Raw genomic sequence first — 12239 nt, 5'->3', positions numbered from 1 at the left:
GCTAACCCTTCTTGCCCGCCTGCTTCTCAAGTACGTTCATAATATCAGCCGAAAAGTTGCCCATCTCCGTGGAGATGCGCCCTATCCTGATCTGTATGTGATTATAACCCATAACCGCCGGTATCGCGGCAACGAGCCCTATCGCGGTGGCCACAAGGGCCTCCGAGATGCCTGGCGCGACGACGGCGAGGTTGGCCGCGCCCTTTGCGCCTATGTCCCTGAACGAGGTCATTATGCCCCAGACCGTGCCGAAAAGGCCGATGAAAGGGGCGGTGTTGCCGGTAGTGGCCAGGAACCCGACCGCGTACTCGAGCTTGGCCGTCTCCGAGTCCATCGCCTTCTTAAGTATCCTCTCGAACCTTTCGAGGTCCTCTTTCCTCAGCCACTCGCCGCCCTCGGCCGCTTTTTTAAGGCCCGTTATCTCGTTATAAGCGGCGGCGAATATGCCTGCAAGGGGCGTGTTCTTATAGTTCTTGGCAGCGTTGAAGACGTGCGCGAACTGGCGCTTTTCCCAGAAAAGGTCGTGGAAAGCGGTCGATTCCTTTTCGATCTTTCTCAATACCATGACCTTGTAGCCTATGATGGCCCACGAGACGACCGAGAAAAGGACGAGGATAAGGATTACGAATTTGACCATTGGTCCGGCGCTCCAGACCATTTCCCAGAGACCGGAGTTTACGGCAGCCAGAGGCGTTTCCAAACGAGTTTCTCCTTTTTTATTGCCTTCCGGAAGGCTTCGGAAAAAACGTTATAGCCCATAAGGTGGGGTGTTTCCGTGACTTTTATTCGCTCACGCGCACATTCCTCAAAAATAACATCATTATTTCCCGTAGTCAATCAACATCGGAAAATTCGGCGCGGGATTCGCGCGGAAATCAATTGAGAAAAGGTTTGCCTTGGGACCGCGTTTAAAATAGAATACGCGAATACGCTTACCAACTTCCGAATCCGGTGTAAAATATGACCAAGCTCCTCCTCATGGCTGCCGCTGGCGCCGCAGGCACCCTCTCGCGTTATTTTCTTGGAGGCATCGTCCAGAAGCTCTACGGCGGGCCCTTCCCCTGGGGCACCTTTGCCGTGAACATAAGCGGCACCTTCCTTTTCGGGCTCGTCTGGGCCCTTGCCGAGGAGAGGCTCTCCTTCAGCGGCGAGGCGCGGGCAATCGTCTTTATCGGGTTTTTCGGCGCGTTCACGACGTTTTCGACCCTCATGTTCGAGACCGGAGCGCTCATGCGGGACTCCCAGTGGGCGCTTGCCATCGGTAACATCGCCCTTCAGAACGTCACGGGCATAATCTTTCTTTTCCTGGGCCTTGCATTGGGGAGGCTCCTTTAGGCAATCTCTCAAAATTGATCTTTTGCCCGGAGTCTGTGTAGTTACGGTAATAAAAATGCTCACATATTGTCATATATGCTCCGCTTTTTATTCCCGGCCTTCCTTGATTGCGGGAAAAATTTCTAATTTTTAGAGAAACGGTCAGAAACCCCCGGCCTTTCAAGGCCGGGGATGAATGGCCGCCCGTAGCGAAGCCAGCGTAAGCTGGCGTAGCGGAGGCAATATCGCCTCACGGTTTCCCGATACCCCGGCCTTCAGGCCCGGGAGAGGTTCATAGGTTGCCTTTAATCTCCAAGGGTTGAATAAATCGCCGCTTGCGGCGGGGTGGTTCATCAAGCTGGAGGTGAGAGATGCGGCTTCCGGAAGAGGCGCAGTCAGTCAGAATATTCATAGGCGAGAGCGATAGATTCGAGGGCCGCCCCCTTTACCAGGCCATCGTGGAAGAGGCGCGCGGCTTCGGACTTGCCGGCGCGACGGTCTTAAGGGGTCTCATGGGCTTCGGGGTCCACAGCCGCCTCCATACGGCCAAGGTGCTCCGGATATCCGAGGACCTTCCGATGATCGTCGAGCTTGTCGACAGGGCCGAGCGCATCGAGGCCTTTCTCCCGGTCCTCGACAGGATGGTTGGCGAAGGACTCATAACCATCGAGCCGGTAAAGGTATTCGCCTACAGGGGCCGGAAGGCGGACTGACGGCCCCTCGCCACTGGTTATCTTTTTTCCGATTTTTTTTGGGCCCGCCCCGGTATTTCCCCTTGACAGGCACAATATATTGTGGTTTACTGCCTCTCATCCTACAACATAGGCTATTGTTCAAGTAAATCAATGAGTTGTACGCCGGACGCCTTTTCCGTAAATCCGGGCCTAAGGCAGGGCTTTCAGGTCCCCTGGATATGAGATGAAAGGTACTTATTTCCGGGCGGGATTCTGGCCTCCGGTTTCTATAAAAGCACCTCAAAAAAATCCGTTATTCAAAAATGCGACGTTTAAAAATGTATTAGGGGGGTATTGAATGGGAATGGACAGTGACATTTACAGCCGCTTATTGACCGCCGAGACGGCCGCTAAGGCATCGAAACGGGGTGGCGCCCATGCAAAGCCCCGGATAGAGGTGAACGAGAACGGGCGCAGGGTCCTTGAGAAGAGGTATTTGAAGAGGGACGTGCTCGGCAACCCCGTAGAGACGATCGAGGAAATGTTCTGGCGCGTGAGCTCGAACATAGCCGAGGCCGAAAGGTTCTTCGACCCCAACGCAAACGTCGAGGCCGTGGCGGACGAGTTCTACGGGATGATGGCCTCGCTCGAGTTCCTGCCCAACTCCCCGACGCTCATGAACGCGGGCAGGGAACTCCAGCAGCTATCGGCCTGCTTCGTCCTCCCGGTCGAGGACTCGATGGAGTCCATCTTCGAGGCAGTTAAGCATACGGCGCTCATACACAAGTCCGGCGGCGGCACCGGGTTTTCGTTCTCGCGGCTCCGCCCCTCCGGGGATTCCGTCGGCTCTACCTCCGGGATCTCCTCAGGCCCCATATCCTTCATGACCGTATTCGACAGCGCGACCGAGGCCATAAAGCAGGGCGGCACGAGAAGGGGCGCTAACATGGGCATACTCCGGGTAGACCACCCGGACATCATGAACTTCATAACCTGCAAGGAGGACAACTCCAAGCTCAATAACTTCAACATCTCCGTTAGCCTCACCGAGGAATTCATGAAGGCGGTCGAGGAGGACGGGGAATTCGACCTCAAGAACCCGAGGGACGGGAAGCCCGTGGGAGCGCTCAGGGCACGCGAGGTCTTCGACAAGATAGTCAAGATGGCCTGGAAGAACGGCGACCCCGGCATCATATACATAGACAGCATGAACGCCGACAACCCCACCCCGCACGTGGGCCAGATAGAGTCCACCAACCCGTGCGGCGAGCAGCCTCTTCTCCCTTACGAGTCCTGCAACCTGGGCTCCATAAATTTGAGCCGCATGGTCGTAAAGGGCGAAGAGGGGTGCGAGTTCGACTGGGCCCGGCTCGAGGAGACGGTAAAGAAGTCCGTACACTTCCTCGACAACGTCATAGAGATGAACAAGTACCCGATTGAGCAGATAGAGAAGGTCACCAAATCCAACAGGAAGATAGGCCTCGGCGTAATGGGCTTTGCCGACCTCCTCATCCGCTTGGGCATCCCGTACAACTCCGAAGAGGCCATCTCGCTCGCCGAGGAGATAATGTCCTTCATACAGAAGAAGGGCAGGCAGGCGTCCAGGGACCTGGCAACGGAAAGAGGGACCTTCCCCAACTTCAAGGGCTCCATATACGACGGCAAAGGCAAGCCCCCGAGGAACGCTACCGTTACTACCATAGCGCCGACCGGCACCATTTCCATAATAGCGGGCTGCTCGTCGGGCATAGAGCCGCTCTTCGCGCTCGCCTTCACCAGAAACGTCATGGAAGGGACCGAGCTCCTTGAGGTGAACCCCCTATTCGAGGAGTACGCCAAGGAGATGGGCTTCGATAGCCCCGAGATCATGAAAGAGGTCGCGAACAAAGGCACCCTCCACGACGTCGAGGGCATCCCGGACGAGGCGAAGCGGGTCTTTACTACCGCGCACGACATCTCGCCGGAGTGGCACATAAAGATGCAGGCCGCGTTCCAGAAATATACCGACAACGCCGTCTCCAAGACCGTGAACTTCCCGAACGAGGCTACCGAAGATGACGTGGCCTCCGCGTATCTCCTGGCCTACAAGCTCGGCTGCAAGGGCATCACCGTCTACAGGGACGGCTCAAGGGACGTGCAGGTCCTCACCAAGGGGAGCGAAAAGCAGGCAAAGGCGGAAGTAGCGGCAGAAGCAAGGGCAGAGCAGGCCCCTGCGATGGAGCACGCCGCAAGGCCCAAGCCCAGGGGCGAGGTGGCCTTCGGCATAACCCGCAAGATTAAGACCGGCTGCGGCAACCTCTACATCACGATAAACGAGGACGAGGAAGGCAGGCCCTTCGAGATATTCACGCAGATAGGCAAGGCCGGCGGGTGCGTTGCATCCCAGTGCGAGGCTATGGGCAGGATGACATCGCTTGCGCTCCGTAGCGGTGTGGAGCCCCACGAGATAGTGAAGCAGATGCGCGGCATAAGCTGCCACCTGCCCGTGGGCTTCGGCGCGGGAAGGGTCATGTCATGCGCCGACGCGATGGCCCAGGCAATGGACTGGTATCTCGGCTACAAGAGGCAGACCGGGTGCATAACCGCGGACAGGGACGCGCTCTCGACGCTCCCCAAGCAGTTCACGATGGGCCCCGAGGTATTTAAGCGCGGCGCATGCCCCGATTGCGGGAGCGCGGTCGAGCATTCGGACGGGTGCCTGGTGTGCAGGGGGTGCGGGTATAGCGAGTGCGGCTAAGCCGGGCGCCTCTAAAAAATGCTCTTTTTCCCGATCTCTTCGTTAGCGCGAAAATAAAAATGCTCACATATTCTTATATATGCTCCGCTCTTTATTTTCGCGCTGCCTCGACCTCGGAAAAAATATCTATTTTTTAGAGGCACCCTGAATAGACTGCCCCGCCGCAAGCAACCGGGTATCTTTAAACGTCCCCTCCCTTGATGGGAGGGGATGAGAGGGGAGGGTGAAATCTCTTCACCCCCTCCCAGCCTCCCCCATCAAGGGGGAGGGGGCAAAAGCAAATGATGCAGCTGGAGACGAAAGGGGAAGCAATGGACATAGAGATGGATTTCGAGTGCCGCGACTGCGGCTGGCTCTTTACCAAGAGCTTCCTTGAGATGGAACACGGGAGGGCCGTGAAATGCCCGTTCTGCTCGGGCACGGCCCTTTTAATGAGAAGCGAAAGGGCGCTTACGGACGGGGACGAGTCCGGCGCGCCGGAACGACTGCCCGGGGCCAGGTATCTGGCAGAGAACAAGATAAAGCTATAGGCAACCTCAAAAAATTGATCTTTTCCTCGGACTCTGTGTCAGGCCGGGAATAAAAATGCTCACATATGATTCATATATGCTCCGCTTTTTATTCCCGGCCTTCCTTGATTTCGGGAAAAATCTCTAATTTTTAGAGGTTGCCTTAAAGAGAGGCGCGGAAGGCGCCTTTCTTGTTTTGAGGGGAATAAGATTAGATGGATTTGGAGAAACAATCATTATGAGGCGGAGCGCACCCTATTGCGACTGGCAAAACAACAACTTGGTGTCCGATGAAGCTAATTGTGAGTAAAATGAGTATGCTTAGGTTTCTGATACTTTTAATAATTCTAGTTCCACTTAATTCATATGCAGAAATGGAAATACCACACGAAAAAGCTTTGAATATAGCTCAAATAAAAGCAAACGAGCTTGGTTGTGATATAAATGTCATGGAAGTTGAGATTTATGAATATACAACTCCTTGGAATAATCTGTTGCCAAAAGATTCAGAATCTGAATATGTTTTAGAAAGGCAAAAAAAATTAAAAAATAAATCTTATTATTTAATTTATTTTTTTCATAACATAGGAGATACCAATATAATTTTAGGGGGCGATTTAGGAATTTTTGTTGAAAAATCATCAGGAGAAATATTGTCAATCTATAGGGGTAAGTAAATAAATGGATTACAGGCAGCATATAGGTGATTTAAGAAAATTTTATATTGAGGCAAGTATTAAGCAGCGATTGCATATAATTCGTCAAAGAATTGAACTTGGGTATGGCCCTGATGTCCTTGTGATTTATGTTTCTGCCGTGGAAGGCTTTGCTCGCGCGCTTGCTATGCACCAAAAAGCAGAAGCGAAGGAAGAACTATCTAAAATATACAATGAATATAAATATAAAAATCCTATTTGTTTGATTGAATTGTATCTAAGAGCAAAAGGATTGCCAGAGCCTAAATTTTTTTTCGGAGATAAAATTTGGGAAAACTTTTTGTATGCTATCGAATACAGACATATACTTGTTCATGAGTGTACATTTTTGGGACAGGATAAATTCTTAGATTTAGAACATGCATGTCGTGAGATTCTGTCTCGATTAGTAGAAGCAGAGTGCTTAAATATTGAGGGAGATTTTTTGGCCTGAGATGGCTAGCCCGGCAGCCCGGCAGGGCGCGCCGTGCGCGCCACATCCTCATAGTTTTGTCTTAAAAACAACCCAGGGGCATAAGGCGGAGCGAACATAGGGTTGGGGGAGGGGCGGGCGAGGCGGGGCTGTAGGAGCGAGGCCCAAGGCCGAGCGACTTAAGGGCCGAGCCCGGAGGATGGAGGCGGAAAGAGAGCGGAGCCTTATGCCCAAAAAGAGCGCGGCAGCGCGTTAAAGGGCCTTTTGCTACAGGCCTTGCTCTATGAGATTCTTTCGGGAGCTTGCGTTCCCTCAGAATGACAGAGGAAAAACTCTGGTGCGCGGAGCACACCCTACCTCCTCAATTTGTAAAGTTCCTTTCACCCTCCCCTCTCATCCCCTCCCATCAAGGGAGGGGAGATTGTAAATACCCTCAAATAAACACTAAGCCGTCCTGTCCTGCCAGTTTCCGGACCCTTCCCGACCGTTGACTATACAAATAAAATATCTTTATATTTCAACCACTATCAAACTCCTTGACGAACCAGAGCGGTTCATATATCTTTGAACCTATGAGGAATTTAGCGGCAATCGTGCTCGCCGCGGGCAAAGGCACGAGGATGAAATCCAGGACACCCAAGGTCCTGCACGGCATAGCCGGCAGGCCTATGCTTTTTTATCCCCTTCAACTCCTTAAGGAATTGAAGGCCGGAAGGGTGCTCGTGGTCGTGGGCCACGGCGCGGACGGGATACGGAAGGCCTTTGATGGCGAGAAGGCCGCGTTCGTCCATCAGACGGAGCAGCTCGGCACCGGGCACGCGGTAATGTGCGCCTTAAAGGAACTCAAGGGCTTTGAGGGCGACGTGCTCATCCTTTCCGGGGACGTGCCGCTCATCAAAAAAGAGACCCTTTCGGGGCTCGCAAGCCTCCACGGGAAGGGCAGGAAAAAGGCCGTCCTTTCGCTTGTAACGACAGTCGTCGATAACCCTGCCGGGTACGGGCGCATCGTCCGCGACGAGCACGGCCATATCACGCGGATAGTCGAGGACAAGGACGCAAGCCCGCTCCAGAAGGCCATAAAAGAGGTTAATTGCGGCATCTATCTCGCGGAAAGCGGCTTTCTTTCAAAGAACATAAGAAAGATCGGGAAGAATAACGCACAGGGCGAGTATTATCTGCCTGACCTCGTTCAGCTTGCCGTTACCCAGGGCGGGCGCGTAGAGGCGCTTATAGCGCCTGACCCGGTCGAGGTCATGGGAATAAATAACAGAATAGAGCTTGCGAGGGCAGAGGCCAACATGCGCTCCAGGATACTCGAAACACTCATGCTCTCCGGGGTGACGGTAGTCGACCCTGCGGCCACATATGTGGATTACGGCGTTGCAGCCGGATCTGATACGGTCATATACCCCGGAACGCGAATTACGGGGAAAAGCTCCATAGGCTCCGGCTGCTTAATCGAAGACAACTGCGTGATAGAGTCGGCTGAAATCGGGGACGGGACAGTCGTAAAAAGCTCGTCCGTAATCGAGGACTCGAAGATAGGAAAGGGCGTATGCATAGGCCCCTTTGCGCGCCTGCGGCCCGGAAGTTCCATAGGCGACCAGGCCCGGGTGGGAAATTTTGTGGAGATAAAGAAGAGCGCCATCGGCAAGGGGAGCAAGGCAAACCACTTGAGCTACATAGGCGACACGACCGTCGGCGAAGGCGTTAACATCGGCGCTGGCTCCATAACCTGCAACTACGACGGCGTGAATAAACACCGGACCGTCATCGAGGACGGCGCATTCATAGGGAGCGATTCCCAGCTCGTCGCGCCCGTAACCGTCGGCAAGGGCGCTTATGTGGGCTCCGGGACGACGGTAACCAAAGACGTGCCTCCGGGCGCGCTCGTGGTGACGAGGGCGCCAGAGAAGGTCATCGAGGGCTGGGCCGAGAGGAAAAAGAAGTCCGGGGGTAAGGGCTGATGTGCGGCATCGTAGGATATGTCGGGCCGAAGGACTCGGTCGGGATACTCATGGGGGGGTTGAAGCGCCTCGAATACAGGGGCTACGACTCCTCGGGCCTTGCGGTCTTCAAGGAAGGCAAGATCGAGCTACGTAGAAGCGTCGGCAAGCTTGAGAAGCTCGCCGCAGAGCTCGTGAAGAGGCCCCTCGTCGGGAACGTCGGCATAGGCCACACGCGCTGGGCGACCCACGGCAGGCCGTCCGAGCAGAACGCGCACCCCCATATAGAGGGCGGCGTTGCGGTCGTCCATAACGGGATAATCGAGAACTACCTTACCCTCAAGGAAGAGCTCCTTAAAGAGGGCGCGAGCTTCAAGTCCGAAACCGATACCGAGATACTCAGCCACCTCATATGCCGCGAGATGAAAAAAGGGCTCGACCTCGCCGGGGCGGTACGGGCCGCCGTGCGGCTCGTTAAGGGCACATATGCCCTGGCCGCGATATGCGAGAGCGAGCCGGGAAAGGTCGTGGGCGCGCGCATGGAGTGCCCCCTCATCCTCGGCATAGGCGAGCGCGAGTCCATCCTCTCATCCGACATACCGGCCATACTGGACATAACGCGGGAGGCCATATTCCTCAAGGACGGCGAGATAGTCACCATCACGGACGACGGTGCCGAGATAACGACCTTCGACGGGAAGAAGGTCACGAGAGAGCCGAGCGTCATAAACTGGTCGCCGGTCATGGCCGAAAAGGGCGGCTACAGGCATTTCATGCTCAAGGAGATATTCGAGCAGCCGAGGGCCCTCACCGACACCTTCAGGAGCTTGATACTCGAAGAAAGCGGGGACGTCTACCTTAACGGCTTCGACATACCGCTCGACAAGGTAAAGCGCGTATACATAGTCGCCTGCGGCACCTCCTGGCACGCCGGGCTCGTGGGAGATCGCTCATCGAGGACTTCTTCAGGGTCCCGGTTGAAGTGGACCTCGCGAGCGAGTTCCGCTACAGGAACGCGCTCATCGACGAGGACTGCCTCGTCATATCCATCTCGCAGTCGGGCGAGACCGCAGACACTCTCGCCGCGATCAAAGAGGTAAGGAGGTGCGGCGGAAGGACGATTTCCATATGCAACGTCATGGAGTCGAGCCTTACGCGCGAGACCGACTGGTCGTTCATGACGCACGCGGGCCCCGAGATAGGCGTTGCATCGACAAAGGCCTTCACAACCCAGCTCGTGGCCCTTTACCTCATAGCCCTCTACATGGGCAGGAAATCCGGTAGGATCGGGCAGGAAGAGGGGGTGGCCCTCATACAGGAGCTGGTAAGGCTCCCAAAGAAGGTCGAGAGGGTGCTCGACGGCGCGTCGGGAATAGAGTCGCTCGCGAAAAAATATTTCCACTACAGGGATTTCATCTATCTCGGCAGGGGGCTTAACTACCCCATAGCTCTCGAAGGCGCGCTTAAGCTCAAGGAGATATCGTACATACACGCCGAGGGCTACGCCGCCGGTGAGATGAAGCACGGCCCCATCGCCCTCATAGACGAGGACATGCCGGTGGTGGCCCTTGCCCCGAGGGACGCGAGCTACCCGAAGATGCTCGGCAATATCGAGGAGGTGAAGGCGCGCGGGGGCCGGATAATCGCGGTCGTCACCGAGGGCGATACCGAAGCCGGGACAAAGGCGGACGACATCGTCTCAATACCAGCGGCATCGGCCTATCTTACGCCGGTCCTGATGGCCGTGCCCCTTCAGCTCCTGGCCTATCACATAGCCGTACTCAAGGGCACTGACGTGGACCAGCCGAGGAACCTTGCAAAAAGCGTCACTGTAGAGTAGAATCTATCAATCCCGGGCGTCCTGCCCGGGTTGTCCATTGCGGCCCAAGGGCCGAATCCCTCATCTCGATATTCCATCCATCGCAATCAACCTTAAAGCGTTCATCCCGAGCGTCCAGCCCGGCTATTCGGGGAATTTCCGCACAATGAAGAGAACCGGCAAAAAGACGATTTTAATAGTGGAGGGCAGCGCCCCGCAGGCGCTTTCCCTGAAGTCCATGCTCGGCAAGAACGGATATGACACGCTTGTCGCCCGGAACGGGAGAGAGGCCATTGAAGGCGCGCGAAAGAAGAGGCCGTCCCTTGTGCTTAGCGAGATGTTCTTGCCCGATATGGACGGTTTGAGCGTATGCAGGGAGCTCAAGGCAGACCCGTCGCTAAGCGGCGTCCCTGTAGTGCTCGCCACGGAGCTTTCGGACCTCGAGGACATATTGAAGGGCCTGGACTGCGGGGCGGACGGGTATATAACCAGGCCCTTCAATCCGGAATTCGTGCTCTCAAGGATAGCGTCGCTCCTTTCAAACGGGCCCCTGGTGCAGAATAACCGAGATGAAAAGAGGATGGAGCTCGAGTACGGCGGCATGCATTTCTCCGTGAACGCCGGAAGGGCCCAGACCGTGAGGTTCCTCCTTTCCACCTACGAGAACGCGGTATTGCAGAATAAGGAGTTATGCAGGGCCCAGGAGGAGCTTAAGCTCCTTAACGAGAGGCTCGAGGACATGGTGAGGGAGAGGACCTCGGCGCTGAGCGCCGAGGTCCTGGAAAGGAAGGCGGCGGAGCTTGCGCTCCGGGGGAGCGAGGAGAGGTTCAGGGCCGTGCTGGAGACAGCGAGCGACGCGATCGTCTGTCTCGGCCCCAGGGACAGGGTTTACATCTGGAACCGGAAGGCCGAGGAGATGTTCGGCTATCCGGCCTCGGAGGCGGTGGGAAGCGAGATGCACGAGCTCATCGTGCCTCTGCGTTACAGGGAAAAGGCGCGGAAGCGCCTTAACGATTTCTTCAGGTCAGGCAAAGGCGACATGCTGGGCAGGACCGTCGAGGTCGAATCCATGCGGCGCGACGGCTCGGAGTTCCCTGTAGAGGTATCGCTTGCCGCGTTCAACCTGGACGGTAAATGGAACGCCGTCGGCATAATCAGGGACATAACAGCCCGGAAGCTCCTCGAAGAGGAGCTGAGGCGGAATATCGAAGACCTGGAACGGATGAACCGGCTGATGGTAGGGAGGGAGTTGAGGATGGAGGAGCTGAGGGAGGAAGTGAGGATGCTCCGCGACCGGGTGAGGGAGCTTGAGGACGTGCCCCGGGACGGCGCCAGCGGGCCGGGCTGAATTCCTGACCTGCCCTTCCGCTATTCTATCCTTTGCCTGATGGCGGCAGGATGGTATAATCCCGGGCCTTGGGCCGGAAGGGATTGACGTTTACTCTTCCGGGATGCTCTCGGAAGGACGCCTGGTTTGGATAATAATATATTTTACGCGCTCGTGCCTCTCGCCTATCTACTCGGCTCAATACCGACAGGGGTGCTTGTCACCAGGGCCTTCGGCGGGGTCGACCCGAGAAAGGCCGGAAGCGGCAATATCGGCGCAACAAACGTTAGCCGCACTTCCGGGAAGCTCGCGGGCGCGCTTACGCTCATCGGCGACATCCTGAAGGGCGCGCTCCCGGTGCTTGCCGCTTTCTGGCTCGGCGGCGGGCCCCTTCTCATAAGCCTGGTCGGCCTTGCTGCCTTCATCGGCCACCTCCTCCCCGTCTTCCTCGGCTTCAGGGGAGGGAAGGGGGTCGCAACGGCCTGTGGCGTGCTCGCGGTAATAAGCCCTTTGGCAACTCTTTTGAGCGCCGCAGTATTCGTAATTGCCGCAGCCCTTAAGAGGTATGTCTCGCTCGCCTCGATGCTCTCGGCTGCCTCAATGCCGGCCTTTCTTTATATGCTGGAGGATGTAAGGGAATACGCGCCCCTCGGCCTCTCCATAGCCGTCCTCATAATACTCAAGCACAAGGACAACATCAAAAGGCTCGCCTCGGGGACGGAGAACAGGATAGGCGGGAAGAAGGGCTGACAGGCTGCTGAAAAAGCCCAATCTGCTGTGTCGTC

At 55.9% G+C, this 12239-nt stretch carries 10 protein-coding genes and 1 pseudogene; 10 read left to right on the top strand and 1 reads right to left on the bottom strand.

Features of this window, described 5'->3' with window-relative positions; genetic code table 11:
• Nucleotide 1: 1 nt before the first annotated feature.
• Complete coding sequence (gene tolQ / locus QY316_10655; GenBank protein ID WKZ32363.1) at nt 2–700, bottom strand: protein TolQ; 699 nt, start codon at nt 698–700, stop codon at nt 2–4.
• A 260-nt stretch (nt 701–960) separates the two neighbouring features.
• Here tolQ and QY316_10650 point away from each other — a divergent pair, with 260 nt between their 5' ends.
• The 10 genes and pseudogenes from QY316_10650 (at nt 961) to plsY (ending at nt 12204) form a co-directional block, all read left to right on the top strand.
• Nucleotides 961–1335, top strand: coding sequence for a CrcB family protein (locus QY316_10650; protein ID WKZ32362.1), 375 nt, complete (start codon nt 961–963; stop codon nt 1333–1335).
• Between the two features lie 350 nt (nt 1336–1685).
• Entirely contained in the window at nt 1686–2027 is a 342-nt protein-coding gene (locus QY316_10645; GenBank protein ID WKZ32361.1) for a DUF190 domain-containing protein, read from the top strand.
• A gap of 325 nt (nt 2028–2352) precedes the next feature.
• Nucleotides 2353–4725, top strand: a complete 2373-nt coding sequence (locus QY316_10640) for a vitamin B12-dependent ribonucleotide reductase (protein WKZ32360.1) — start codon at nt 2353–2355, stop codon at nt 4723–4725.
• Nucleotides 4726–5006: 281 nt separating this feature from the next.
• Nucleotides 5007–5255: a hypothetical protein gene (locus QY316_10635; GenBank protein ID WKZ32359.1), complete on the top strand. Its 249-nt coding sequence runs from the start codon at nt 5007–5009 to the stop codon at nt 5253–5255.
• A gap of 296 nt (nt 5256–5551) precedes the next feature.
• Nucleotides 5552–5911, top strand: a complete 360-nt coding sequence (locus tag QY316_10630) for a hypothetical protein (protein ID WKZ32358.1) — start codon at nt 5552–5554, stop codon at nt 5909–5911.
• A 4-nt stretch (nt 5912–5915) separates the two neighbouring features.
• A complete protein-coding gene (locus tag QY316_10625; GenBank protein ID WKZ32357.1) occupies nt 5916–6383 on the top strand; it encodes a hypothetical protein in 468 nt (155 codons plus the stop codon).
• A 551-nt stretch (nt 6384–6934) separates the two neighbouring features.
• A complete protein-coding gene (gene glmU, locus QY316_10620) occupies nt 6935–8329 on the top strand; it encodes a bifunctional UDP-N-acetylglucosamine diphosphorylase/glucosamine-1-phosphate N-acetyltransferase GlmU (protein WKZ32356.1) in 1395 nt (464 codons plus the stop codon).
• Nucleotides 8329–10148, top strand: a pseudogene (gene glmS, locus QY316_10615) (glutamine--fructose-6-phosphate transaminase (isomerizing)). Before glmU ends, glmS begins: the two are co-directional and overlap by 1 nt.
• Nucleotides 10149–10293: 145 nt before the next feature.
• Entirely contained in the window at nt 10294–11475 is a 1182-nt protein-coding gene (locus QY316_10610; protein WKZ32355.1) for a PAS domain S-box protein, read from the top strand.
• A gap of 126 nt (nt 11476–11601) precedes the next feature.
• Nucleotides 11602–12204 (top strand): glycerol-3-phosphate 1-O-acyltransferase PlsY, encoded by a 603-nt coding sequence (plsY, locus tag QY316_10605; protein ID WKZ32354.1) that lies wholly within the window; start codon nt 11602–11604, stop codon nt 12202–12204.
• Nucleotides 12205–12239 lie beyond the last annotated feature (35 nt).

The sequence above is a fragment of the Thermodesulfobacteriota bacterium genome (assembly GCA_030583865.1).
Classification (GTDB): domain Bacteria; phylum Desulfobacterota; class GWC2-55-46; order GWC2-55-46; family GWC2-55-46; genus UBA5799.
This window is presented reverse-complemented; position numbering and strand designations above follow the sequence as displayed.